The organism is Hymenobacter nivis (genome assembly GCF_006439025.1).
GTDB lineage: Bacteria > Bacteroidota > Bacteroidia > Cytophagales > Hymenobacteraceae > Hymenobacter > Hymenobacter nivis_A.
The window spans coordinates 121,745-146,134 of sequence record NZ_RCYZ01000004.1; the positions used below are offsets into that span (position 1 = coordinate 121,745).

At 68.5% G+C, this 24,390-nt stretch carries 19 protein-coding genes; 13 read left to right on the forward strand and 6 right to left on the reverse strand.

Going from position 1 to position 24,390, the window contains the following annotated elements; all coding sequences use genetic code 11:
- Nucleotides 1-6 precede the first annotated feature (6 nt).
- Together EAH73_RS10830 and hppD are read right to left on the reverse strand one after the other, a co-directional pair.
- Nucleotides 7-1,173 (reverse strand): homogentisate 1,2-dioxygenase, encoded by a 1,167-nt coding sequence (locus tag EAH73_RS10830; RefSeq protein WP_140466522.1) that lies wholly within the window; start codon nucleotides 1,171-1,173, stop codon nucleotides 7-9.
- Between the two features lie 106 nt (nucleotides 1,174-1,279).
- Entirely contained in the window at nucleotides 1,280-2,410 is a 1,131-nt protein-coding gene (gene hppD, locus EAH73_RS10835; protein ID WP_140466523.1) for a 4-hydroxyphenylpyruvate dioxygenase, read from the reverse strand.
- 178 nt (nucleotides 2,411-2,588) lie between these two features.
- Between hppD and EAH73_RS10840 the strand changes: the two genes are divergently transcribed.
- Nucleotides 2,589-3,482 (forward strand): LysR substrate-binding domain-containing protein, encoded by an 894-nt coding sequence (locus EAH73_RS10840; protein WP_161599508.1) that lies wholly within the window; start codon nucleotides 2,589-2,591, stop codon nucleotides 3,480-3,482.
- A gap of 143 nt (nucleotides 3,483-3,625) precedes the next feature.
- On the opposite strand, the gene EAH73_RS10845 is transcribed toward EAH73_RS10840, so the two are convergent.
- Nucleotides 3,626-6,193 (reverse strand): M1 family metallopeptidase, encoded by a 2,568-nt coding sequence (locus EAH73_RS10845; protein ID WP_140466525.1) that lies wholly within the window; start codon nucleotides 6,191-6,193, stop codon nucleotides 3,626-3,628.
- Between the two features lie 186 nt (nucleotides 6,194-6,379).
- Between EAH73_RS10845 and mtgA the strand changes: the two genes are divergently transcribed.
- Nucleotides 6,380-7,150 carry a monofunctional biosynthetic peptidoglycan transglycosylase gene (mtgA, locus tag EAH73_RS10850; RefSeq protein ID WP_140466526.1) on the forward strand — a complete coding sequence of 257 codons (771 nt, stop codon included), beginning with the start codon at nucleotides 6,380-6,382 and terminating at the stop codon, nucleotides 7,148-7,150.
- On the opposite strand, the gene EAH73_RS10855 is transcribed toward mtgA, so the two are convergent.
- Nucleotides 7,137-7,577, reverse strand: coding sequence for a hypothetical protein (locus tag EAH73_RS10855; RefSeq protein WP_140466527.1), 441 nt, complete (start codon nucleotides 7,575-7,577; stop codon nucleotides 7,137-7,139). The two genes, mtgA and EAH73_RS10855, sit on opposite strands and share 14 nt — an antisense overlap.
- A gap of 208 nt (nucleotides 7,578-7,785) precedes the next feature.
- Between EAH73_RS10855 and EAH73_RS23460 the strand changes: the two genes are divergently transcribed.
- A complete protein-coding gene (locus EAH73_RS23460) occupies nucleotides 7,786-8,913 on the forward strand; it encodes a flavin monoamine oxidase family protein (RefSeq protein ID WP_140466528.1) in 1,128 nt (375 codons plus the stop codon).
- Between the two features lie 240 nt (nucleotides 8,914-9,153).
- On the opposite strand, the gene EAH73_RS10865 is transcribed toward EAH73_RS23460, so the two are convergent.
- Nucleotides 9,154-9,573: a hypothetical protein gene (locus EAH73_RS10865; RefSeq protein ID WP_140466529.1), complete on the reverse strand. Its 420-nt coding sequence runs from the start codon at nucleotides 9,571-9,573 to the stop codon at nucleotides 9,154-9,156.
- Nucleotides 9,574-9,971: 398 nt separating this feature from the next.
- Between EAH73_RS10865 and rlmF the strand changes: the two genes are divergently transcribed.
- From rlmF to EAH73_RS10885, 4 genes are all read left to right on the forward strand, one after another.
- Entirely contained in the window at nucleotides 9,972-10,946 is a 975-nt protein-coding gene (gene rlmF, locus EAH73_RS10870) for a 23S rRNA (adenine(1618)-N(6))-methyltransferase RlmF (RefSeq protein ID WP_140466530.1), read from the forward strand.
- An 83-nt stretch (nucleotides 10,947-11,029) separates the two neighbouring features.
- A complete protein-coding gene (locus EAH73_RS10875) occupies nucleotides 11,030-13,771 on the forward strand; it encodes a hypothetical protein (RefSeq protein ID WP_140466531.1) in 2,742 nt (913 codons plus the stop codon).
- Between the two features lie 93 nt (nucleotides 13,772-13,864).
- Nucleotides 13,865-14,401 carry an AAA family ATPase gene (locus EAH73_RS10880; RefSeq protein ID WP_140466532.1) on the forward strand — a complete coding sequence of 179 codons (537 nt, stop codon included), beginning with the start codon at nucleotides 13,865-13,867 and terminating at the stop codon, nucleotides 14,399-14,401.
- Nucleotides 14,402-14,512: 111 nt separating this feature from the next.
- The gene (locus EAH73_RS10885; protein ID WP_140466533.1) at nucleotides 14,513-15,562 is read left to right on the forward strand and encodes an LLM class flavin-dependent oxidoreductase; all 1,050 of its coding nucleotides are present in this window, start codon (nucleotides 14,513-14,515) and stop codon (nucleotides 15,560-15,562) included.
- Nucleotides 15,563-15,668: 106 nt separating this feature from the next.
- Here EAH73_RS10885 and corA read toward each other — a convergent pair whose 3' ends face one another.
- Nucleotides 15,669-16,826: a magnesium/cobalt transporter CorA gene (gene corA, locus EAH73_RS10890; protein WP_140466534.1), complete on the reverse strand. Its 1,158-nt coding sequence runs from the start codon at nucleotides 16,824-16,826 to the stop codon at nucleotides 15,669-15,671.
- A gap of 106 nt (nucleotides 16,827-16,932) precedes the next feature.
- Between corA and EAH73_RS10895 the strand changes: the two genes are divergently transcribed.
- From EAH73_RS10895 to EAH73_RS10920, 6 genes are all read left to right on the forward strand, one after another.
- On the forward strand, nucleotides 16,933-17,925 hold the full coding sequence (locus tag EAH73_RS10895) for a GNAT family N-acetyltransferase (protein ID WP_140466535.1): 993 nt from the start codon (nucleotides 16,933-16,935) through the stop codon (nucleotides 17,923-17,925).
- Nucleotides 17,926-18,088: 163 nt separating this feature from the next.
- Nucleotides 18,089-19,381 carry a hypothetical protein gene (locus EAH73_RS10900; protein WP_140466536.1) on the forward strand — a complete coding sequence of 431 codons (1,293 nt, stop codon included), beginning with the start codon at nucleotides 18,089-18,091 and terminating at the stop codon, nucleotides 19,379-19,381.
- 93 nt (nucleotides 19,382-19,474) lie between these two features.
- Entirely contained in the window at nucleotides 19,475-20,407 is a 933-nt protein-coding gene (locus EAH73_RS10905) for a glycosyltransferase family 2 protein (protein ID WP_140466537.1), read from the forward strand.
- 23 nt (nucleotides 20,408-20,430) lie between these two features.
- Entirely contained in the window at nucleotides 20,431-22,167 is a 1,737-nt protein-coding gene (locus EAH73_RS23055; protein ID WP_161599509.1) for a hypothetical protein, read from the forward strand.
- Nucleotides 22,168-22,277: 110 nt separating this feature from the next.
- Nucleotides 22,278-23,258 (forward strand): acyl-ACP desaturase, encoded by a 981-nt coding sequence (locus tag EAH73_RS10915; RefSeq protein ID WP_140466539.1) that lies wholly within the window; start codon nucleotides 22,278-22,280, stop codon nucleotides 23,256-23,258.
- A gap of 142 nt (nucleotides 23,259-23,400) precedes the next feature.
- Complete coding sequence (locus EAH73_RS10920; protein WP_140466540.1) at nucleotides 23,401-24,357, forward strand: NADP-dependent oxidoreductase; 957 nt, start codon at nucleotides 23,401-23,403, stop codon at nucleotides 24,355-24,357.
- The last annotated feature ends 33 nt before the right edge of the window (nucleotides 24,358-24,390 follow it).

Sequence of the window (24,390 nt, forward strand, 5' to 3'; positions counted from 1 at the left end):
TCCACGCTACAGGCCGGGTTCGAGCCAGGATTTGTAGTAAGCGCCGTCGTCCAGGGCCATGGCCGCTTCGGTCAGCATCAGAGGCCTAAAGGTGTCAATCATCACGGCCCATTCGTCGGTGCCGGTTTTGCCGATGCTGCGCTCGTAGGCCCCCGGCGCGGGCCCGTGCGGAATGCCGCCGGGGTGCAGCGTGAGGTGGCCCGCCGCGATGTTGTTGCGCGACATGAAGTTGCCATCCACGTAGTAAATCAACTCGTCGGAGTCGATGTTGGAGTGGTGGTAAGGTGCGGGAATGGCCTGCGGGTGGTAATCGAACAGCCGGGGCACAAACGAGCACACCACAAAGGCCTTCGTCTCAAACTGCTGGTGCACGGGCGGCGGCTGGTGCACCTTGCCGGTAATGGGCTGGAAGTCCCGGATGTTCATCCCGTAGGGGTAGTTGTAGCCGTCCCAGCCCACCACGTCGAACGGGTGCGAGGGGTACAGCAGCTCGTGCAGCACGCCCTGCTTTTTGATCTTTATTACAAAGTCGCCCAGCTCGTCGTGCGTTTCCAATTCGGTGGGCAGCTTGTAATCGCGCTCCGAGTAGGGCGCGTGCTCCAGCAGCTGGCCGAAGTGGTTGCGGTAGCGCTTGGGCGTGTAGATGGGGTGGAACGACTCGGTGATGAGTAGCCGATTGTCGGCCGTGTCGAATGCAATTTGGTAGATGATGCCGCGCGGAATCAGCAGGTAATCACCCGGCTCGAAGCGGATGTTGCCCAGCTGCGTGCGCAGCGTGCCGGGGCCCCGGTGGATGAACAGCAGTTCGTCGGCGTCGGCGTTTTTGTAGAAGTAGGTGGTGAGCGATTGGCGCGGCGCGGCCAGCGAAACGTGCACGTCGCCGTTCACCAGCACCGGCGTGCGGGCCGCCAGGTAATCGTCCTGCGGCAGCACCTCGAAGCCCCGGAGCAGCCGCGCCTTGATGTTTTTCTCAACAGCAACTTTCGGGGTTAAGTCCGTCTCGCCCAGCACTTCCTTCACTGTGGTGGGCCGGCGCAGGTGGTACATCAGCGACGACGTGCCCTCGAAGCCAATGGTGCCAAATAGCTGCTCGTAATAGAGCCCGCCCCCGGGCTTCTCAAACACCGTGTGGCGCGTGTGCGGCAGCTGGCCAAGCTTGTGGTAGACGGGCATGGGAAGGTCAGTGAGTAGTTGGCAATTGACAGTGAGCGCAATAGGGGCCCCAGGCGAATCAGAATCCTGTGGCCTGACGGCCGGGAAATGGCTGGGGCCCTACTTGCTACAAATTTCCGCGGCGGTCTTGCTCGCGCTCCAGGCTCTCGAACAGGGCCTTGAAGTTGCCGGCGCCGAAGCTTTTGGCCCCTTTGCGCTGGATGATTTCGAAGAATACCGTGGGGCGGTCCTCCACCGGCTTGGTGAAGATTTGGAGCAGGTAGCCTTCCTCGTCGCGGTCGGCCATGATGCGCAGGCTGCGCAGGGCCTCCACGTCCTCGTCGATTTGGCCCACGTGGGCCCGCAAGTTGTCGTAGTAGCTGTCGGGGGTGTTGAGAAATTCCACGCCGCGGCTTTTCAGCTCGCGCACCGTGGCGATGATGTCGTCGGTGGCCACGGCAATGTGCTGCACGCCCTCGCCCTCGTAAAAGGTGAGGTACTCCTCGATTTGCGATTTCTTCTTGCCCTCGGCCGGCTCGTTGATGGGGAATTTCACGTAGCCGTTGCCGGTGCTCATCACCTTGCTCATCAGGGCCGAGTACTCGGTGGTAATCTGCTTGTCGTCAAAGCTGAGGATATTGGCAAAACCCATCACGTCCTCGTACCACTTCACGGTTTCGTTCATGCGGTTCCAGCCCACGTTGCCCACGCAGTGGTCCACGTAGAGCAGGCCGGCCGGGGCGGGGTTGAAGCTCGATTCCTGGGCCACGTAGCCCGGCATGAAGGCGCCGCGGTAGTTGCGGCGCTCCACAAATAGGTGCACCGTTTCGCCGTAGGTGTAGATGCCGGCCGTGCGCACCTCGCCGTGCTCGTCGGTGAGGGTGCGAGGCTCTTGGTAGCTGCGGGCCCCGCGGCTCATGGTTTTTTCGTAGCTGGCGTAGGCATCATCTACCCACAGGGCCAGGATTTTAACGCCGTCGCCGTGCTGGCGCACGTGCTCCGCAATTTCGTGGCCCGAGTGCATGGCCGTCGTCAGCACCAGCCGGATTTTTCCCTGCTGCACCACGTAGCTGGCGCGGTCGCGCACCCCAGTTTCGGGCCCCGCGTAGGCCACCGTCTGGAAGCCAAAGGCGGCCTTGTAGTAGTAGGCCGCCTGCTTGGCGTTGCCCACGTAAAATTCGAGGTGGTCGGTGCCGAGCAGGGGTAGGAAGTCGGCGGTGGCGCGTTGCTGGAGGGCTTGGGCTACTTGGGGTTCCATGGGGCGGGGTGGGATGAGGTGGCGGGTTGTAAGCGGCTGCCTGTTAATTCTTCGTTAGCAGGATAGTGGGCAGATGAAGGCAGGCGGCTGGTACGCAATACTAACGCCCGTTAGGGCCCCAAGTCCAATATCGGTTCCTTATGACGCCAATAAGAAATTCTTATCGAGCTTTGCGGGCATGGAACTCCGCCAGCTGCGCTATTTTGCCGAGGTGGCCACCGCGCTGCACTACGGCCGGGCGGCCGAGCGGCTGTGCGTGTCGCAGCCGGCCCTGAGCCAGCAGATTCAGCTGCTGGAACGCGAGCTGGGCGTCGAGCTGTTCGACCACCAGCAGCGCACCCGCCAGCGCCGGGTGGTGCTCACCGAGGCCGGCACCGTGTTTCTGGCCGAGGCCCAGCGCCTGCTGCGCCTCAGCCGCGAGGCCATTGAAACGGTGCGCCGTGTGGGGGCCCCCCACAAAACTGTGGAACTGGGCTACTACCAACTCCTGCGCCCCGACCGACTGGTGGGCATCGTGCAGCGCTTCGCCCAGCACTTCCCCGACGTGCAGTTTCACCTCCACGAGCTGCCCACCTTCCGGGCCGTGCAGGAGGCGCTGCTGGCCGAAACCATCGACTTGGGCCTTACCATGTTGCCGCTGCTGCACGCCGAGCTGGCGGCGCGGCCCTTCGGCCAGGGCGGGCTGGCCGTGGCCCTGCCCGCCGCCCACCCGCTGGCGGTGCTGGCCGAAGTGCCGCTGGGGGCCCTGGCGCACGAGAAATGGGTAGAAATCAGCCGCCCGCTGCACCCAGTGTATGACGAGATTGAGCACCTCTGCCAGCAGGCGGGCTTCAGCCGGCGCGGTGCCATCGTGCAGGAAGTGTCGTCGCTGGAGATGCTCAGCAACTTCGTCAGCCTGGGCATCGGCATCGCCTTCGTGCCCTCGTTCTTCGATTTGGAGCGGGTGCCCGGCGTGGTGGCCCGGCCGCTGCGCGTGCCCGCCGGCGCGGCGGAAGTGGTGCTCACGCAGTGCGTGGCCTACCTAGCCGCGCGCCCGGGGCCCCTGCTGCAAGCGCTGGTGGCCCTGGTGTGAACGGTTGTAGCGCGGACTTTGTAGTCCGCGGCGCTCGCTTCGTCCTGCCAATAATCGGGCAGCGACCGGGCAAAGCCGCGGACTGCAAAGTCCGCGCTACACGCGCCGAGCCCGTTCAACCGCTCAGACTCGCAGCGGCTGGGCTACAGTCTAGCGGCGCGGTACAGGTTGTCGGCCGATTGCTCGATTTTGGCCCGCAGGGGCGCGGGGTAGTCCGGCCGCTCTTGCAGGAACTGGCGCACGGTGGCGGCGGCCGTGGGCGTGCGGTACCAGCGCAGGGTGGCCCCCAGCCAGGTTTGGGGGAAGAAAATGTCGCCTGTGCGCTGCAGTTCTTCTACTAACGCCAGGCTTTGCGGGAGGTACTTCTCGGAGTACGCGACGCGTAGCGGGTGGTGCAGGTAGGCGAGGGCAGAGGCTACCCAGGCTTCCTTCTCGCGGTTTTTGGCGTCGGCTAGGCCGGCGAAAAAGGCGTCGCGCACCGCCGCATCGTCCGAGAGCGAGGGCAGCAGGTACTGCAGGCGCTGGCGGCGGTCGGGGTTTTGGATGCGGGCCAACTGGGTTTGCAAAATCTGCGCGTAGCCCGGGTAGGCGCGCACGGCCAGGGCGGCGGCCAGGTCGGTGTAGTCGTCTTCGGTGAGGACGACGCCGGCGGGCGGACGCTTGGCTTGCCAGACGTCGTGGAGGCGGTCTTGGGCGGCGCGGCTCAGGGCCAGGCCGGCGTAGGCCTTGAAGAGCAACTTCTTGAGGTTCGGGGGCCCTACTTGCTGCACGGCGGCCCACAGCTCGGGCTCCAGCGACGCGGCCAGGGCCGGGCGCTCGGCGGGCGGGGTGAAGCGCCAGAACAGGCTCGATACCTGGTCGAGTAGCAGGCCCAGGTTCAGCTCTTCGGGCTCGTGGGCCAGCAGCGGGCGCAGCAGGGCCAGCACCTGCGCCGGGGCCCCGGCCTGGCCCGCTAGTAGGTTCTCGTTCAGGTTGATGTAGGCCGCGGCACGCATCAGCGGGCTGGCCAGGGCCCCCAGGTGCGGCAGGCCGCGGGCGTCTACCGGGAAGCGCCCGTAGCCCAGGCCCGACGAGTTAAGCAGCACGTACTGCGGGGCGGGGCGGCCCTCGGCGGCGCGCAGGCGCAGGGTGGCCCCGCGCATGTCGGCGGGCAGCTCCTCCACGTGGTCGGCGTACACGAGGGCCACGGCGAAGGCCTGGGGCCAGGTGCGGCGGCTGCCGTCCTCACCCTTTTGGCTGAGGGTGAAGGATTTAATTTCACCGCCCGCCGTGCGCAGCTGATAATCGAACACCGGCCGGCCGGGCTCGTTCACCCACACCTTGTTCCAGGCCTGGAGGTCGGCAGGGGTGCGGGCGTCGAGGATTTGGATGAGGTCGGGCCAGGTGGCGTTGCCGTAGGCGTAGCGCTTCAGGTATTCGCGCAGGCCGTCGCGGAAGGCGTCGGGGCCCATCAACAGCTCAAGCTGGCGCATCATGATGGGCGCTTTGTGGTAGATGATGTTGCCGTAGAGCGAGCCCGCGGCCTGCAGATTATCAAGCGGTTGGCGGATGGGATTGGCGCCGGCGGTGCGGTCCACGGCGTAGGCGGCGGGGTAGTGGTCGGTGACGAACTTGAGGTCGTAGTTGCCGTCGGGCTGCGTGACGGTGCTGATTTTGTCGGCCATGAAGTTGGCGAACACCTCCTTGGTCCACACGTCGTCAAACCAGCGCATGGTCACGAGGTCGCCGAACCACATGTGGGCCGTTTCGTGGGCCAGCAGGTTGGCGCGCCCGTTGAGCTGCTCGCGGGTGGCCCCGCCGTCCAGAAACAGCGAAGCGGCCTTGTAGTCAATCGTGCCCGGGTGCTCCATGCCGCCGTACTGGAAGTCGGGAATGCCCACAAAGTCGAACTTCTGGAACGGGTACGGCCGCTGGGTGTAGTCCTGCAAAAACTTTAGGGCCCCCGCCTGAATGGCGAAAATGGGCCCCAGGCTGCGGCCGAGCTTGGCGGTGTCGGTTTCGCGGTAGTAGAAGTGCATCGGTCGCCCGTCGAGCCGCTGCTCCAGGTGCCGAAACTTGCCCGTGGCGAAGGCAAACAGGTAGGTGCTCAGGGTGTCGGACGGCGCGAAGCGGTACGTTTTGGTGCCGTCGGCGGCGTCGCGCGTCGAGTCGACCAGGGGCCCGTTGGCCACGGCTTGCCAGGCGGCGGGCACCGTGAGGGTAAGGGCAAACGTGGCCTTCACGTCGGGCTGGTCGAAGCACGGAAACACGGTGCGGGCGCGGTCGGGCACGAGCAGCGTGTAGGCAAACTCGGGGTTGCGGTTCAACGACCGGCTGCCGGCCGTGAAGCTGATTTCCAGCGCGTTGGGCCCTGGGCGTAGGTAGCGCGGCGCGATGAGCACGTGCTCGCGCCGCTGCACTGGCGCCACCGCCTGGCCGTTCACCGCCAGACGCTGCACTGCCCCGGCGGGCGCTTTAAAGTCGAGCGCCAGCGAATCGGTGGGCGCCGTGCGCAGCTCGAAGCGTACGGTTTCGGTGGCTGCCACGGGCTGTGTGGGGGCCCCGGGCAGCGTGAAGTGCAGAGTGTAGGCCACGCGGCGTAGCGCTTGGGCCCGCTGCGCCGCCAGCGCCGCCGACACGCCGGTTTGCAGGGGTGCGGCCGGCGCGCCGGGGCCCTGGGCCAGGGCCCCCAGGGGCAACAAAAGGAAAACGCAGTAGCGGAGAAACGTCATGGGGCAAAGCTCGCGGCAAAAGGCGCATCCGGCCAAGAGTCCGCTACCGCCGGTGCGGGAGAGGGTGAGTTGCTGACGTTTCGGCGGCGGCTCGGGGCCCTAAATCGTCGCGTGGTCTAGTGCCACGATTGGCGAAAAACCCACGAAAAGGCCGGCCGGCCGCACCCTGGGCGTACTTTTGCCCCCATGCCACCCCTTTCTTCCGCTCGCCAAAAGTCAATTTATTACCTCCGCCAAGCCACCCGGCTGGCTTTGCAAGTGGGGGCGGCGCTGTTTCTGGCGTCGGTGGCGTGGGTGCTGATTTACCGCTGGGTGGCCCCTCCTGCTACCTGGCTCATGCTCGACCGCCGGGCCCACGCGCCGGTGGGCCTGGGCTACTATGGCATTCACGGGGAGGGGGCGCGCCACATTCGCTACCGCTTCCGCACCTTGGATGAAGTGGCCCCCACGGTGCCCCTGGCCCTGGTGGCGGCCGAAGACCAGCGCTTCCTGATTCACCACGGCTTCGACCTGGACGCCCTGGTGCACGCCGCCAAGCGCAACTGGAACGGCGACGGCAAGCACATCGTGGGCGGCAGCACCATCTCGCAGCAGGTGGCCAAAAACGTGTTCCTCTGGCAGGGCCGCAGCTACGTGCGCAAGGCCGCCGAGGCCTACTTCACGGTGCTCATCGAAACGCTGTGGAGCAAGCGCCGCATCATGGAAATGTACCTGAGCGTGGCCGAAATGGGCGACTGCACCTTTGGCGTGGAAGCCGCCAGCGAGCGGTACTTCCACAAATCGGCCGACCGCCTCACGGCCCCCGAAGCCGCCCTGCTGGCCGGCGTGCTGCCCAACCCGCTCCGCTTCCGCGCCTCCGACCCCGGCCCCGTGGCCCGCGCCAAGCAACTGCGGGTGCTGCGCAACATGCGCCGCCTGGGCGGCACCGCATACGTAGCGGAGATTACGGGGGAGTGAGGGGAGGATTTAAGTCCATTGGCATGGGGTAATTCGCAATCCACCATTTTCTTACAAATGGTGTTATAGAAAAGCCGTACTCTTGCACGTATTGTTCATTGCAACTCCACATACACCAATATTCTGCGGTTGAGGCGTGTAAATCAGTGTTTTGATCTAAAAGTTCTTCGATTTTCAACCAAGCGGAATCTAAATTCTCAGGAGTTGACTGCTCAGAAGCAGCTTGTAATAGCATTTCCATTAGTACGATGCGCTCCGCACTAGCTGCGCGGTGGTACAAGTGAAAATAACTATTCAATCCCTCCGGTGTGGCAACTTCCCAAGGCCAATCCTGCATCCCGTCGTGATAAGGAAGCCCTAATTGGTGAGCGACCCATTCCCGGGCTTCAGGAGTTTCCCATCGAAATGGCGGTATGGGCTTTATCATGCCAACAATGTAGAGGGAAGAGTTGAAAACCAGGTAGAAACAGCCAAAACATTCTTTGCTCTGCCGTTCACCAAACGCCCCGCTAGCAAGCCTGCGCTAATCCCGCGTAACCGTTCTCAGGGGCCCCATAATCCCCCGCAATCAATCAATCAAAAGCAGCCGGTATTGGTTACCGCCGGGCAATTAAATACCCCTCACGACTTTCCCCTTGGAATCTTCTTCTAGCGCCACGCTGCCAATCATTATCATTGGCGCGGGCCTGGCGGGCCTCACGGCGGCCCGGGCCCTCACGGCGGCGGGGCAGCCCGTGCTAGTGCTCGAAGCCCGTGACCGGGTGGGCGGCCGCACGCTGGCCGTGCCGGCGCTGCCCGGGGGCCCCGACGCCGAGCACCTGGACCTGGGCGCCACCTGGGGCTGGGCGCACCACCCGTACCTGATGCGGCTGCTGGCCGAGCTGGGCACCCGGCCCTTTGTGCAGCCCAGCGCCGGGGCCACGGCCTACGAAACCGCCCAGGGCGTGCACCGGGTGCCCAATCCGTCGGGCTCGGCGGGCTACCTGCGCGTGGCGGGCGGGGCAGCCGCGCTCTGCCGCACCCTGGCTCGGCAGCTGCCCGACGGGTGCCTGCACCTGGGGGCCCGCGTGGTGGAGCTGCGCCAGCTGCCCGGCCCGGAAGCAGGGGTGGAGGTGACGGTGGCGCAGGCCGGCCACACGCGGCAGTACCGGGCCCCGGCCGTGGTGCTGGCGCTGCCGCCGCGCCTGGTGGCCCACAGCCTCCGGTTTGTGCCCGCGCTGCCCGCGCCGCTGCACCAGGACATGCAGGCCGTGCCCACCTGGATGGGCCACGCCATGAAAAGCGTAGCGGTGTACGCCGCTCCGTTTTGGCGGGCGCAGGGCTGGTCGGGCTTTGCGGTGAGCCAGGTGGGGCCCCTGGTCGAAATCCACGACGCCTCGCCGGCCACGGGCCCGCTGGGGGCCCTGTTCGGGTTTTTTGCCGCCGAAGACCCGCTGCGGGCGGCGCCGGTGGCCGAGCGGCAAGCCGCGGTGCTGGCCCAGCTGGCGCGCCTGTTCGGCCCCGGGGCCCTAACCCCGCTCGCCTACCATGAATTGGACTGGACCCAGGAGCCCCTGACCAGCGCGCCCGCCGACGCGCAAGCCCCGCGCGAGGTGCCGCTCCGGGGCCCCGCGCTGCTGCGCCAGCCGCACTGGGATGGAGCCCTGCACTGGGCCGGCGCCGAAACCTCCCTCAGCGAGTGGGGCCGCCTCGACGGGGCCGTAGAATCGGGCCAGTGGGCCGCGGCGCAGGTGCTGCGGCAGCTGGCTGGTGCGGCCATTTAGCCAAGTTTACCAGCCTTCAGAACGGTGTAAAGAGGCATCCTTGCGTCTCTGATTTGAACGGGACCGTGGAACAGGGCCCAGGTAAGTCATTCACTTCTACCGGCGCAAAGGTGCGCTTCTGCACCAAACGAATTTATGTTTAATTGGCTGTTAAACAAGGATGTATATTATGTGAATGCTAGTTGGGTAGGGCTACCTAAAATAGGTTCCGGGCTGGCAGGAAGCGGCGAATGGCTTAGGCTAGCTGCCGTTGCGGCGGCGCGAAATCGACCGGATCTTTACGCCCGGCTGGAACACGTCGAAGTGCTCGCGGGGGCAGAATAGCACGTCGAGGCAGTGGCGGTAGCGGCGGTTCATGGTGTCGTGCACCGTGTACACGCCGTCGAGGGTGGGCGAGATGCCCGCCACCCGCACCGTGTCGCCGTAGGCAAAGGGGCCGCCCCAGCGCGCCAGCAAATCGTGGGAGAGGGCCAGCCAGCGAATGCGGCTGCTGTAGCCCGCCGGAATGGTCGAGTTGTCGGCCGTCACAAACGGCTCGTCGTCGGTTTGGCCCGGCACGGCCGAATAGGCCGTGGCCGTCACCGTGTAAAAAGGCCCGCGGGCCGCCAACTTCTGAAACGGGATGCGCCGCGCCCGCCGGGTGGCTGCGCGCGGGGCCAAAACAGTGGTGGTAGCCGTGGCCCGGCGGGCCGTTGTCGTGGGCCGCAAAAAGGGGGCGCTCAGCCCGGTTAGCGTCAACAAGCTACAGCCTACTAATTTAATTGAATTCACTCAGGTATCCTCTAATCAGCCATCTTTTGAGCCCAATGGAACGGGCGCAACCCCCGTTGGGGCGGGGATAGAAGTGCTTAACCGTTAAGAGTATACTTTGTGTTCACAAAAATTGTCAATAATTGTACCAGCCAAATCAGCAAGTGCCCGTGGGGGCCCTGCGCTGCGATTTTGCGCGGGCGGCGGCCCGTTTTTTTTTGGCGGCGGCCGCGCCGGCGCAGCCGCGGGCGCGGGGTTACTTTTGCGGTTTGCCCGCGCGGGCAGCCCCCACTCAGCCGCCCCAGCCCATGCCTTCGCCGCCGCCCAACCGCCCCGCCCCCCAGGGCCTGCTGCACCCGCGCAACCGGCACCGGGGCCGCTACGATTTCCCGCAGCTGATCAGCAGCAGCCCGGCGCTGGCCGCCTTCGTGCGGACGAATCCGTTTGGCGACCTGTCGGTGGATTTTGCCAACCCGGTCGCGGTGAAGGCCCTGAACCAGGCGCTGCTGCGGCACTTCTACGGCGTGGCGCACTGGGATATTCCGGCCGGCTACCTGTGCCCGCCCATCCCCGGCCGGGCCGATTACGTGCACCACGTAGCTGATTTGCTGGCCGCGAGCAACGGCGGCGTGGTGCCCCGGGGCCCCGGCGTGCGGGTGCTCGACGTGGGCGTGGGGGCCAACTGCATCTACCCGCTCATCGGCCACCACGAGTACGGCTGGCAGTTTGTGGGCTCCGACATTGACGCTGTGGCCCTGCGCGCCGCTCAGCAGCTGGTGGCCGCCAACGGGCTGGCGAAGGCCATCGAGGGCCGCCTGCAACCCGACGCCCGCCGCGTGTTCGACGGCATCATTGGGCCCGGCGAGGTGTTCGACGCCACGCTCTGCAACCCGCCCTTCCACGCCTCGGCGGCCGAGGCGGCGGCCGGCACCCAGCGCAAAACGGCCAACCTGGGCACCGCCCGGGGCCCCCGGCCGGTGCTCAACTTCGGGGGCCAGGCGGCCGAGCTGTGGGCCCCGGGCGGCGAGGCGGCCTTCGTGCGCCGCCTGGTGCTGGAAAGCCAGCAGCGCCCCACCGCCTGCTTCTGGTACACCACGCTCGTTTCCAAAAAGGAAACATTGCCCGGCCTGCACCGCGCCCTGCACCAGGCCGGGGCCCTGGAAACGCAAACCATCGACATGGCCCAGGGCCAGAAAAAAAGCCGCCTCGTGGCCTGGACGTTCCTTACGCCCGCCCAGCAAGCCGCCTGGCGCCGCGCCCGCTGGAGCCCCCAGCGGGGCTAAGCGGCCAGGGCACCGGGGCCCCGGGCTAGGGCCCTGGCCGTACTTTTGCCCCCACTTCCCGCTTCCCCCTTTCCATTCCCCGCATGTCCCGCAAGCTTTGGGCGCTGCTCGTGGCCTTGGCGCTGCTGCTGGCGCTGGCCACCTACGTGTACTACCGCCGCACCGTGGCCGCCGAGCCAGTGGACGCCTACGCCCTGGTGCCCGATGACGCGGTGCTTGTGCTCACCACCCGCGACCATCCCGCCCTGGTGCGCCACTTGCAGGAAACCCAGCTCTGGGACAACCTCACGGCCGTGCGCTACGTGCAGCAGGCCGCCGACCACCTGGCCGTGGCCGATAGCCTGGCCGGCGGCAACGGCCGCAACACCAGCCTGCTGGCCCTGCTCGGCCGCAAGCAGGTCGTGACCTCCGTGCACGTGACGGGCCCCGGCGCGTTCGACGTGCTGTACCAGGTGCCGCTGGCCTCGGTGCGCGAGTACCGGCAGGTGCGCGGCCTGCTCGAAACCCTGGGCCGCGACCGCCGCTACCGCCTCAGCCAGCGCCTGCTCGACGGGCAGGAGCTGAGCGTACTCACGGAGGTGCGCACCGAAACCAGCCTGACGGTGCTCAACTACCGCAACCACCTCATCATGAGCACCAACGCGGGCCTGGTGGAGGCCGTGGTGCAGCGCCTGCGCCACCCCGGGGCCCCCACCGTGCTGGCCCACTTTGCCGATACCGACGTGCTGCGCCTGCCCGAAATCGACGCCGCGCTGTGGCTGAACTTCCGGCGCCTGCCGCAGCTGCTCGACGTGCTGTTCCGGCCTGCCGCCCACGCCCGCTTCGACCACCTCGCCACCCTGGCCGCCGACGGCCTGCTGGGCCTGCGCCTCACGGGCCCCGTGGCCGAGCTGGCCGGCTTCGCCAACCCCGAAACCGCCCGCGGGGCCCTGCAAGCGCAGGTACAGGGGCAGCCGGCCCAGCCTTTTGGGCTGGCCGCCGTGCTGCCCACCCGCACGGCCCTGGTGGTGCAGCTGGCCGTGCGCCCGCTGGCCCCCGCCGGCCCGGCCGGGCCCGATTCGGTGGGCCTGCGCGTGGCCCTGGATAGCCTGGCGGCCAGCTTCGGGCCCGAAATGGCGGTGGCCTACCTGGCCGCGGCGGCCCCGGGCGTGGCCCCCGGGCGGCTGGCCTACCTGCGCTGCCCGGCCCCGGCGCGCACCGCCCGCTGGCTGGGCGAGGTGCGCCGCCGCACGGGCCAGCCGGCGGCCTTCACGCGGGTGGGGGGGTACGAAATCCACCCCCTGGGCGTGGCCATCGGCGGGCTGCTGCGGCCGCTGCTGGCCCCCGCCGCCCCGGGCGAGGCCGTGCCCGCGCCCGCCGGGGCCCTCGTGGGCGGCTACTTGGTAATGGCCGACGCCGCTACCCTCTCCGGGGCCCTGGCCGACGTGGGCGCCGGCCTCACCTGGGCCCGCACGCCGGCCTACGCCGCGTTTTTGGCCCACACGCTGCCCCGCGCCCGGCTGGGCATCTACCTCGACACGCACAACGCCTGGAACGGCCTGCTCGGGGCCCTCACCGAAGACCGCCGCGCCGGGCTGCTGCGCAACGAAGCCCTGTTCCGGCGCTTCCCCCAAATGGCCTGGCAGCTGGTGCCCCCGCCCGACGCGGCCGCGCCGGGCGCGCAGTACTTTGGGCGGCTGCTGCTGCACCGGCCCAGCGCGGGCGTGGGGGCCGTGCTGGCCGGGGCGGGCGAGGCGCGCGGGCTGGCGTTCCCGTCGCCGCTGGTGGGCACGCCGCTGCTGGTGGCCGCGGCCGGCACGCGGGTGCCCGCCGCCCTGGTGCAGGATTCGGCCGGCGTGGCCTACTTCGTGAGCCCCGACAACGGCGTGGTGTGGGCCGATTCGTTGGGGGCCCCGCTGGTGGGGGCGGGGCCCCTGGCGGCCGGGCCGGGCGCGGCCGGGGGCCTGGCGCTGGCCGCCGGCCACCGCGTGCACCGCCTGGCCCTGGCCGATGGCCGCGAGGCCCCGCCCTTCCCCCTCAACCTGCCCGATACCGTGCGCGCCACCGCCCTGCACACCAGCACCCCGGCCGGGGCCGCGCCGCGCCTGCTGGTGGCGGCCGGGGCCCAGGCCCTGTTCCTGCTTGATGCCGCCGGGCGGCAATACCCGGGCTGGGGCCCCAAGGTGCTCGATTTCCCGCTGGCCGGGGCCCCCGCGCTGCTGAGCGTGGGCGGGCGCGACGTGGTGGTGTGCCCCCTGCAAAACGGCTACGTGTACGCCTACGACCAGCGCGGGGGCCGGCTGCCGGGCTTCCCGCTCAGCGTGGGGGCCCGGCTGGCGGGCGGCGTGGCCGTGCAAGCCGCCACCACGCTGGGCCGCACCCGCCTCACCGTCGTCAATCAGCACGGCGAGCTGGTCACCTTCACGCTGGTGGGCGACGTGCTGGCCCGCCGCCGGGTGGCCACCTGGAGCCGCACAGCTACCTTCCGGCTGGTGCCGGCCACCGGCGGCGGGGCCAGCTACGGCGTGGCCCGCGACGAGGAAAACGGCCGCTACGACTTTTACCTGCCGCCGCAGGCCGCGCCCGTGGTGTCGCGCCGCTTCGTTACCTCGGGGCCCAAGCCCACCCAGTTTTTCGACTTCGGCGGCAGCGGGCGGGCGGTGGCCGTGGGCGAGCCGGGCCCCGGCCTGGCCTACGTGTTCGATGCCCAAGGCCGGCTGCTGGGCGGCCAGCCGCTGGCCAGCACCGGGGCCGGCGTGGGCCTGGCCTACCACGCCGCCACGGGCACCTACCAGTTGGTGCGCCTGGTGGGCCGCGAGCTGCGCCGCACCGAATTGCGGCCTTAATGTTGGCCGCCGCCGGCAGTATATCTTTGCGCATGTTAGCTATTGTGCCTATTCATTTGGTTGATTGTCAATATTTTAAATAAAAATAACGCGATGGTACCAGCCACTTCCTCCCCGGCCGCCCCGGCCCGCATTGTGCTGTTGGGCGCCGAAAGCACCGGCAAAACCACCCTGTGCCGCGCCCTGGCCGCCGCCTACAGCACCGCGTGGGTGCCCGAGTACGGCCGCCAGCTCACCGAAGAAAAGATGGGGGCCCTCACCTTCGCCGACCACCTGCTCATCGCCCAGCGCCACCTCGAGCTGGAAGAAGAGCAAGTGGCCCAGGCGCGGCGGTTTTTGTTCGTCGATACCAACGCCATCACCACCGCCCTCTACTCGTATTATTACTACCAGCGTTGCGACCCGGCCCTGCTCCAGCTGGCCCGCGCCTGCCGCCTGCGCTACGCGCACACTATTGTGTGCCAGCCGTCCATCCCCTTCGAGGCCGACGGCTGGCGGGGCCCCGAGGCGCTGCGCAACGTGCAGCAGGGCACCACGCTGATGCAGCTCGATTTGCTGGGCATTCCCTACACCTGCGTCGAGGGCTCGGTGGCCGAGCGTGTGCGGCAGGTGCGCGCCGTGCTGGGGTAGCCAGCCCGGGGCCCCAGGGGAGGAGGCGGGCAATCATTTTGCGCCGAAACGGGTTGTGTGTAACAACCGCTGTTACTATGGCGCGGCCGCTATCCTTTCTCCCTGTTTCCTATGGCTACTACCCCCGCTTCTCCCATTGCTTTTTCGGTGCTCGATTTGGCCCCCATTGCGGCCGGCACCACCCCCGCCGATACCTTCCGCCACAGCCTGGACCTGGCCCAGCAGGTCGAAAAGCAGGGCTACACCCGCTACTGGCTCTCCGAGCACCACAACATGGCCAGCGTGGCCAGCGCCGCCCCGGTGGTGCTGATGGGCTACCTGGCCGGCGGCACCACCACGCTGCGCCTGGGCTCGGGCGGCATCATGCTGCCCAACCACGCCCCGCTGGTGGTGGCCGAGCAAATCGGCACGTTGGCCACGCTCTACCCCGGCCGCATCGACCTGGGCCTGGGCCGGGCCCCGGGCTCCGACCAGGCCACGGCGCAGGCCATCCGGGGCAGCCGCTTCGGCGGGGCCCAGGATTTCCCGCGCGATGTGCAGCAGCTGCAAACCTACTTTTCGGCCGCCAACAGCACCGCTGCCGTGCGCGCCATCCCTGGCGAGGGGCTGGAGGTACCGATTTACATCCTGGGCTCCAGCACCGACAGCGCCTACCTGGCGGCGGCCCTGGGCCTGCCCTACGCCTTCGCCAGCCACTTCGCGCCGGCCCAGCTCATGGCGGCGCTGGACATCTACCGCCAAAACTTCCGGCCCTCGGCCGCCTTGGCCCAGCCCTACGCCATTGCCTGCGTAAACGTGGTGGCCGCCGCCACCGACGCCGAGGCGCAGTGGCTCTCCACGTCGCTCCAGCAGTTCATGCTGGGCGTCATCTCGGGCCGCCCCGCGCCGCTGGCCCCGCCCGTCGAGTCGATGGCCGGCCTCTGGGGCCCCGCCCAGCAGCACGCCGTGCAGCAGATGCTGGCCTACTCCTTTGTGGGCGGCCCGGCCACGCTGCAAGCCGATTTCCAGGAATTCATCGACGAAACGCAGGTCAACGAAATCATGGCCGTGTCCAACATCTTCAGCCACGAAGCCCGCGTTCAGTCGTACGCCATCCTGGCCGATGTGCTTCGCGGCATCGCCCAGCCCGAAGCCGAAAGCCAGCTGGCGTTCAAGGGGTAAGTAGCTGGAAAATAGTTGCTTGATACCCAATAAGTAGGGCCCCCAGGGCGGCGATACGAGGAATGTGTCGCCGCCCTGGGGGCCCTATTTTTTTAAAGCACCTGCCCTAATCGTTGCTCGACAGCCAGCCTTTGCGCCAGAAATAATACAGCTGGCCGGCCACGATGAGGGCCAGCAAGGCCAGCAGGGCGGGGTAGCCCCAGGGCTGGTACAGCTCGGGCATATTGAGGGGCATTACGTGGCCGTGGCCGTCTTCGCGCTGGAAGTTCATGCCGTAGAGGCCCACCACGAAGCTCAGCGGGATGAAGATGGAGCTGATGATGGTCAGCACCTTCATCACCTCGTTCATGCGGTTGCTCTGGTCGGAGAGGAACAGGTCGGCCAGGCTGCTGATGTTGTCGCGGTAGCTCTCGGCCAGGTCCAGGGCCTGGATGGCGTGGTCGTAGCAGTCGCGGTAGTAGGTTTTGATTTCCTCGGGCATCACCTCGTCGGGCAGGCGCAGGATCTCCGCAATCTTGTCGCGCTCGGGGTACACCAGGCGGCGGAAGCGCACCACGCTTTTCTTCACTTGCAGGATGCGGCTGAGCAGCCGCCGCTCGCGCCGGGCCACAAAAATGCTGTCCTCCAGCTCCTCAATGTAGTCGCCGATGGCCGCCATCGTGGGGTAGTAATGGTCGAGTACCACGTCGGTGAGGGCGTAGGCGAGGTAGGCGATGGGGCGGCGGCGGAGCTGGCTGCTGGGGCCCCGCAGGCGGTTGCGCAGCACCTCCAGGCAATCCTGGTAGTCGTCCTGAAACGTGAGCACGTAGTTGGGCCCCGTGAAGATGGAGAGCTGGTCGTCGTCGATTTCGAGGCTCTCGGTGAACTCCGTCATGCGCGACACCATGAACAGGCGGTTGTCGTCGAACACCTCCACCTTGGCCCGTTGGTAATCGCCGAGCACGTCCTCCATCTGGAGCGGGTGCAGGTTAAAGTTTTCCATGATGCGCTCGAGCAGCGGCAGGTCGCCGTAGCCGCGCACGTCGAGCCAGTACTTGCGCTCGGGGGCCGTGCGGATGGCTTCGAGCAGCTCGTCGTAGCGGCCCGTATACTCGGCCTCGTCGCAGCCTTCCTCGTCGTAGGCCATCAGAAACAGGCGCGGCGTGGGGGCCCCGGGGCGCACGGTGAGGGTGCCCGGTTTCTGGCCCACGTGCTGGGCGCGGCTTTCGCGCAGGGCGGCGCGGTCGGCGTCGGTGGCGGGAAGCGACAATTCAGGGGGAGCCATGCGGAAGGAGCGGGGAAGAAAGTTGGCGCAAAATACGCCGCTGGGGCCCCGGGGTTGGGGCGGGGCCCCGGCCGGGCCGTACTTTGCCGGGCTATTTCCGCGCACCGTGTCCGTTTCCGAGCCGTTTTCTGTTGTTGAAGCCGGGGCCGCCCCGCGGGTGTGGGCCCCGGGCCCCGGGCCCCGCGCCGCCGCCCCGCGCCACCCGCTGGCCTTCGCGCCGCTGCTGTTTCTGGCGCCCGCGCACCAGGCCTTGCAGCCCCCGGCGGGCCCCGTGCTCAGCTTTTACCTGGAAGACGGGGCCCGCACCGTGGCCCAGCTGCACGCCCTGGCCGACCCCGCCACCGGCCTGGCCCGCAGCCCGGGGCAGGCCCCGTTTGGGGGGGCGCAGCTGGCCCCGGGCCTGGGCGTGGGGGCGGTGCACGCCCTGTTCGAGGCGGCCGAGGCGGCGTTGCGTGGCCTCAGGCAGCGGCGGCTGGCGGTGCGCGGCTACCCCTTTTGCTACGACCCCGCCGGGGCCGCCGCCCTGGCCGAGGCCCTGCGCCAGCGCGGCTACCGCGTGGCCCTGGCCGAGCAGAACTACCACCTCGACCTGGCCCAGGATTACGCCGCTGGCCTGCACCCCTCCGAGCGGCGGCGCCTGCACAAGTGCGCCCGCCACGGCCTGGTGGTGGAGCAGGAGCACCGCTGGTTTCTGCCGCGGGCCCACGCCTTTATCAGCGCGTGCCGGCAGGAGCGGGGGCAGGCCCAGCCGCTGCCCTTGGCCCGGCTGGAGGCGTTGTTCGAGGCGTTCCCCGACGACTATTTCCTGTTTTCGGTGCGGGCCCCTAGCGGCGAGTGGGCGGCCCTCACGGTGGCCGTGCGCGTGAGCGAAACGGTGCTCTACAACTTTTACCCCGCCAGCCCGCTCAGCCAAAACGCCCTGAGCCCGGTGGTGCTCCTCAACGAGGGCCTGCACGCCTTTGCGCGGGCCAGCGGCATGGCCGTGCTCGACTTGGGCACCTCCACGCTGCCCGAGGGGCCCAACGTATCGCTGCTGCGCTTCAAGCGCCACCTGGGGGCCACCGCCGGCCTGCGCCTGAGCTGGGAAAAGGCCCTCTGAGCCCAGTAGCAAAGAATTGCGCGGCGGTTGAAAACCAATGGCCTGCCCGTTTTCGATATTTGCTTTTGCCGGCCGTCCCGAACATAAACAAAGCCCTGGTTGTCTAGCCGCGACTGCGCAGTCGCCCCGCAATGAACCAGCCCATCAGCACCTTCCCGATTTAATGGCCCCGCCTATTTCGTCTGCCCGCGCCGTGCCCGTGTGGCGAAGCTTTGTGCGGGGCGCGCTGGGCACCGGCGTGGGGCTGGCGGCGCGGGCGGCGGGGGCCATTGCCGTGGGTAAATTAGTGGCTACCCACGCCCCGGCGGGGGGCCTCACGCTGCTGGCGCAGGTGCAGGGCGTGATGGCCCTGCTCACCACGCTGCCCATCGACGGCACCCACGTAGGCCTGGTGAAGTACCTGGCCCCGCTGCCGCCCGGCAGCCGCCGCTACCGGGCGTGGCTGGGCGCGGCGGGGGCCCTAAACGTGGCCGCGCTGGTGCTGGGCGCAGCGGTATTGTTCGGGTGGCCGGGGCTGGCGGCCACCCCCACGCAGCGCGCCGTGCTGGTGGCCGGCGTGGCCCTGAACACGGCGCAGGCCCTGCTGGGCACGGCGCTGCTGGCCGCCGGCCGGCTGCGGGCCTACGTGGGGCTGGCCGTGGCCACGGCCGCGCTGGGCACCGCGGGCGTGGCCGCCGGCCTGGGCCCCGGGCCCCACTGGCCGCTGCCCACCGTGCTGCTGGCCTACGCCGTGGGCCAAGGCTTGGCCGTGGTGCCCGCGCTGGTAATGGCCGGCCGGGCTGGCGTGCTGCGGGGCCTGGGCCACTGGGTGGCCCCCAGCCGGGCGGCGCTGCGGGGCCTGGCGCAGTTTGGGCTGATGGCCGTGGGCAACATCGTGTTTGGGCGGGCTGTGGACGTGGCCGTGCGGGCCGCGCTGCTGAACCACTTCGGCCCGGCCCGCACCGACGTGTGGCAGGCCGCCGCCAAGCTCTCCGACAACTACACCATGGTGGTGGCCGCTGTGCTCAGCAGCGTGTTTTACCCGCAGCTGGCGGCGCTGGCGGGGCAGCCCGCGGCGGCCCGCGCCTACCTGCGCGGGGTGCTGGGGGTGCTGGCCCCGGCGCTGGCCGTGGCCCTGGGAATCGTATTTGTGGCCCGCGACTGGTTGCTGCCGCTGTTTTTTTCGCCGCGGCTGCTGGCGGCGCGGGAGTTGCTGGCCCCGCAAGTACTGGGCGACTGGGCCAAATTTTTGAGCTGGGTGTTCATTTTTCAGCTCACGGCCCGGGCCCGCACCGGGCGCTACGTGGCCGTGCAGGCGGCCTCGGCAGTGCTCTACGCGGGACTGCTGGCGGGGCTGGTGCCGGCCCTGGGCCTGGCGGGCGCGGTGTGGGCCCACGCCCTGCGCTACGGGGCCCTGCTGCTGGGGTGCGTTTTCTTCTGGCTGCGCAGCGGGCGCCAGGAGCTGGGCCAAGGGTAGGGCACCGCGTATTTTTGGGCCAGCTTTTCCGCTGATTTAGGCCCATTGTCCGCATCTTATCCCCCATATGCTGCCCCGCCCCCGCTCCCCGCGGTGCCCCCGCCGGGCCCCATGGTGACGGTGGTGGCCCTGTGCCACAACCACGAGCCTTTCTTGCGCGAGGCCTTGGACTCGGTGCTGGCCCAAACCTACCCGCACCTGGAAGTGTGGCTCGTGGACGACGCCAGCACCGACGGTAGCCCGGCCATCCTGCGTGAATACGCCGCCGCGCACCCGGCCTGGCACCTGCTGCTGCTGCCCGAAAATGTGGGCAATTGCCGCGCCTTCAACCGGGCGTTTGGGCAGAGCACGGGCGAATTTGTGGTAGATTTTGCCACCGACGACGTGCTGCTGCCCGACCGCCTGGCCCGGCAAGTAGCGCAGTTTGGGGCCCTGGATGCGAGCTATGGTGTGGTGTATTCCAACGCCGAACACATTGATGAGCAGGGAAATTTGCTGGGCCGGCACTACTACCCCGGGGCCCCGGCGCACCTGCGCCCGGCCAGCGGCTGGGTATTGGCCGACGTGCTGGCCCGCTTCTTCATCAGCACGCCCACCATGCTGATGCGCCGCGTCTGCCTGGCCGCGCTGGGCGGCTACGACGAGGCGCTGGCCTACGAGGACTTCGACTTCTGGGTGCGTGCCGCCCGCGACTGGCAGTTCGGCTACCTCGACGCCGTGACGACCCGCAAGCGCAAGCACCCCCGCGCCATGTCGGCCCGCGCCTACCGCGCCCACGACCCGTACCTGACCTCCACCATCCGCGTCTGCGAAAAAGCCCTGGCCCTGGTGCGCACCCCGGCCGAGCGCGCCGCCCTGGCCGTGCGCCTGCGCTGGGAGCTGCGCCACGCCGCCCGCCGCCACCGCGCCGCCGAGGCGGGGGCCCTGTTTGCGCTGCTGCGCCAGGTGGCCCGCCCCACGCCCCTCGACTGGGCCCTGGCCATTTGGAGCCGGGCGCTGGCGGGGCTAGTGGGGTGGCGGCCGTAGTTTTGAGGGCTACCCATTTCACTGTGCTGAGTTCCTCCCGTTTTGCTGTTTTTGCCCGCGCCGGGCTGCTGCCCGGGGCCCTGGTGCTGGCCACGGTGGCGGGCCTGGGCAGCTATTGCGAGGCCAACGACGAAGCCGTGCTGGCCTGGCTGTTTGGGGGCGTGCTGGCCGCGGGGCCGGTGCCCGCGCTGCCGCTGTACCTGCACGGCTACGGGCACCTGCTGGCCGCCGCCTACGGGGCCCTGCCCGGGGTGCCGTGGTTGGGGCTGCTGCTGGGCGCGCTGCTGGGCGCGGCCACCGGGCTGTGGTTTGCGGTGCTGGAGCAGTTGCTGCGGCCGCACCTGCGGCCAGGGCCCCTGGTGCTGGCGCTGGTGGCGTTTTTTGGGGTGGCGTGGCTGGAGCATTGGCTGTGGTTCAGCCACGCGCGGGTGCCGCTGCTGCTGGCCGGCGGGGCCGTGCTGTTCACGGCCCAGCGGCCGGGGCGCTGGGGGCCCCTGCTGCTGGCGCTGGGGGCCCTGGGGGCCGCCTGGCTGGTGCGCCCCAGCCTAGCCGTGGTGGGAGCTGCCGCCGCCGTGCCGGCCGCCGTGCTGCTGGCCCACGGCTGGCGCCGCGCCGCCCCGGCGCTGGCGGGCGCGGCGCTGCTACTGGCCGCGGCTACCGGCGCGGCCGCCCTGCGCCAAACGCCCGCCGCGGCCCAGGCCCAGGCCCATGATGCCTTTTTTGCCCGCGTGCTCGACTTTGAGCAGCTGCGCCCCGCGCCCCGCACTGCGGCTGACAGCCTGGGCACCGCCGCCGTGGGTCTGTGGCTGCTGGGTGACGCCACGGCCGTGAACGACGCCCTGGCCACCCGCGCCTACCGCTTCGATGCCGGGGAGTTCTTTGGACGCACGGTGCCCGCCAAGCTGGCGCTGCGGGCCGGCCTGCTGGCGCGCGACTACTTCCCGGTGCTGCTGGCGCTGGGGGCCCTGGCCGGGGGCGTGGCCCGCCGCCGGGGCCCCGGCCAGGGCCCGGCCTGGGGCTTTTGGCTGGTGCAGCTGGGCTTCGTCGGGGCCCTGGCGGTGCTGGCGGGCGGCTTCAAGCTGCCGCCGCGGCTGGCCCTGCCGCTGCTCGATTACTGGCTGCTGGCCAACCTGTTGTTCTGGCTCGAAGCGCCGGGTGCGGGGGCAATAGGAGCGGGACCCCGGGCATTTGTGCCGACGGGGCGGCGCTGGGCGGCGGCCCTGGCGCTGGCCGTGGGGGCCCTGTACGCGGCCAAAACCGGGCACCGCCGCTTGGTGCTGGGGCAGGAGCGCGCCCGCCACGAGCGCGCCCTGGCCGAGCTGGCCGCCCGCACCGCCGGCCGGGTGTGCGTGCTGGCCGGCACCACCGATTTGCTCAAAAGCCTCTCGCCGTTCCAAGCCTACAATTTGGGCCCCGGGCCGGTGCTCAGCCTCAGCGGCTGGGCCGCGCCCGGTGCCGCGCAGCGGGCCCTGTGCCGGGCCCTCACCGGGGCCCCCGGGCAGGCCGAAGCCCTGCGCCGCCTGGCCAGGGCCCCCACCGGCCGCGTGGCCTGGGTGCTGGCCGCCCCCGAAGCAGCGTGGCTGAACGCGGCGGCCCGGCGGGGCCCGCCCGCCCAGCGCTGGGTCCTGCGCCCGGGCCCCGCCCTGGCCGCCGATTCCAGCCTGCGCTTCTATTACGCGGGGGCCCCGGGGGCCCCGGGGGCCCCGGGGGCCCCGGGGGCCCCGGGGGCCCCGCGGGGCCGCCCGGCATCCAAGCAATAGGCTGCGCCGTAGAACATAATCTTGTACCCCACCCAATAGCACGGTAGTGGACCTTTGCGGTCCGAAAATCGTTGCTTCATTACAATCACACGTTTTCGACTTTCCGCGCCATGCTCAGTTCCACGATGATTTCGCGCAGCGAGGTCCTGCAACACCTCGAGGGTTTCCTCAAAGAGAATATTTACAACTTCCTCAAGAAGGTGGAGGATAGCTGGCAACCGGCTGATTACCTGCCGGATTCGCGCCGCGAAACGTTTTTTGACGAGGTGAAGGACCTGCGCGAAAAAGCGGGTAGCCTGAGCTACGACCTGCTGGCCGTGCTCATCGGCGACACCATCACCGAAGAGGCGCTGCCCAACTACGAGGCGTGGTTCCATGAGCTCGACGACCTGAACCGCGACAACAACAACGGCTGGGCCCAGTGGATCCGGGGTTGGACAGCCGAGGAAAACCGCCACGGCGACCTGCTCAACCGCTACCTCTACCTCTCGGGCCGCGTGAACATGCGCGAATTTGAGATGAGTACCCAGTACCTCATCAACGACGGCTTCGACCTGGGCACGGCCCACGACCCGTACCGCGCCTTCGTGTACACGAGCTACCAGGAAATGGCCACCAACATCTCGCACCGCCGCGTGGGCCAGCTCGCCCGCACCGCCGGCGACGATGGCCTGTCCAAAATCTGCGGCATGATTGCCGGCGACGAAAACCGCCATGCCCGCGCCTACAAAACCTTCGTGGAGAAGATTTTCGAGGTGGACCCCTCGGAAATGATGCTGGCCTTTGAGGACATGATGCGCAAGAAAATCGTGATGCCTGCCCACTACATGCGTGAGCTGGGCATCGACATGGGCAAAACCTACGGCCACTTCACCGATGCCGCCCAGCGCCTGGGCGTGTACACGAGCGCCGACTACACCGACATCCTCGATACGCTGATTGCGGACTGGAAAATCTCTGGTCTCACCGGCCTTACCGGCCCCGCCGAGAAGGCCCGCGACTACGTGATGGCCCTGCCCAGCCGCCTGCGCCGCGTGAGCGACCGCATGCCGGTGCCCAAGCTGGAGTACAAGTTCAAGTGGATTTCGTAGCCCCGCCCCGCACTTGGTATTAATAAAGCCGCTTCCCTGGTCGGGAGGCGGCTTTTTGCGTAATAGGCCTGCTTGGGCCGGGCCGCCGCTAACCCCTGTCGGTGGCCAGGGCCCCCATTTCCTCACCAAACCTAAAATTCCCATGCCTCAGCAAACGCAAGCCGCCTACTACACCGAATTTGGCGGCATCGATAAAATCAACGTAGGGCCCCTGGACCTGCCCGAAGTGGGCGAAGGCGAGGTGCTGCTGCGCGTGAAAGCGGCCGGCATCAACCCCGTCGACTACATCGTACGCGAAGGCCATTTCCAAGCCGTGGTGCCCAACGCCTTTCCGGCTGTGCCGGGCTGGGACGTGGCCGGCGTGGTCGAAAAGTGCGGCCACGGCGCCTCGCGCTTCGCCGAAGGGGCCGAGGTGTACGGCTACGTGCGCCGCCCCGTGGTGCAGCACGGCACCTTTGCCGAGCGCTTGGTGGTGCCCGAGTGCTACCTGGCCGCGCGCCCCGAAAAGCTGACCTGGGAAGAGGCCGGTGGCCTGCCCCTGGCGGGCCTTACGGCTTACCAATCAGTCATCACCGCGGGCCAGCTCAAGGCTAGTGAAACCGTGCTCATTCTCGGCGCCTCGGGCGGGGTGGGCGGTACGGCCATTCAGTTGGCCAAAAACGTGGGGGCCACCGTCATCGCCGTAGCCAGCGCCGGCAGCGCGGCCCACATGAAGGAGCTAGGCGCCGATTTCACCATCGACTACAAAGCCGGCCCGGTGGGAGAAGCCGTAAAAAAAGTGGCTCCCGACGGCGTAGACCTGTTGTTTGACGCTGTGAGCGGCGACACGCTTACCCAAAGCCTGGGGGCCCTCAAACCCAACGGCCGCCTTATTTCGGTGCTCAACGACGGCAAGGCGCTGAATTTGGGCCCCGGCGTGCGCTTCCAGCACGTGATGGCCCAGCCCAGCGTGCCCGACCTCGACCACCTGCGCGACCTAGCCGATGCCGGCAAACTGCAAGTGCCCGTGGCCCAAACCTTCGCGCTGGCCGACGTTAAGAAAGCCTTTGAGCAAATCGAAACCAAGCACACTACTGGCAAAGTGGTCATCGTGCCCTAGGGCCCCCGCCACACAAAAAAGCCCGCCGCGCAT

Coding starts and splice junctions, on each gene's coding strand:
- EAH73_RS10830 (WP_140466522.1), bottom strand. CDS start 1,173: ATGCCCGTCTACCACAAGCTTGGCCAGCTGCCGCACACGCGCCACACG.
- hppD (WP_140466523.1), bottom strand. CDS start 2,410: ATGGAACCCCAAGTAGCCCAAGCCCTCCAGCAACGCGCCACCGCCGAC.
- EAH73_RS10840 (WP_161599508.1), top strand. CDS start 2,589: ATGGAACTCCGCCAGCTGCGCTATTTTGCCGAGGTGGCCACCGCGCTG.
- EAH73_RS10845 (WP_140466525.1), bottom strand. CDS start 6,193: ATGACGTTTCTCCGCTACTGCGTTTTCCTTTTGTTGCCCCTGGGGGCC.
- mtgA (WP_140466526.1), top strand. CDS start 6,380: ATGCCACCCCTTTCTTCCGCTCGCCAAAAGTCAATTTATTACCTCCGC.
- EAH73_RS10855 (WP_140466527.1), bottom strand. CDS start 7,577: ATGATAAAGCCCATACCGCCATTTCGATGGGAAACTCCTGAAGCCCGG.
- rlmF (WP_140466530.1), top strand. CDS start 9,972: ATGCCTTCGCCGCCGCCCAACCGCCCCGCCCCCCAGGGCCTGCTGCAC.
- EAH73_RS10875 (WP_140466531.1), top strand. CDS start 11,030: ATGTCCCGCAAGCTTTGGGCGCTGCTCGTGGCCTTGGCGCTGCTGCTG.
- EAH73_RS10880 (WP_140466532.1), top strand. CDS start 13,865: ATGGTACCAGCCACTTCCTCCCCGGCCGCCCCGGCCCGCATTGTGCTG.
- EAH73_RS10885 (WP_140466533.1), top strand. CDS start 14,513: ATGGCTACTACCCCCGCTTCTCCCATTGCTTTTTCGGTGCTCGATTTG.
- corA (WP_140466534.1), bottom strand. CDS start 16,826: ATGGCTCCCCCTGAATTGTCGCTTCCCGCCACCGACGCCGACCGCGCC.
- EAH73_RS10900 (WP_140466536.1), top strand. CDS start 18,089: ATGGCCCCGCCTATTTCGTCTGCCCGCGCCGTGCCCGTGTGGCGAAGC.
- EAH73_RS10915 (WP_140466539.1), top strand. CDS start 22,278: ATGCTCAGTTCCACGATGATTTCGCGCAGCGAGGTCCTGCAACACCTC.
- EAH73_RS10920 (WP_140466540.1), top strand. CDS start 23,401: ATGCCTCAGCAAACGCAAGCCGCCTACTACACCGAATTTGGCGGCATC.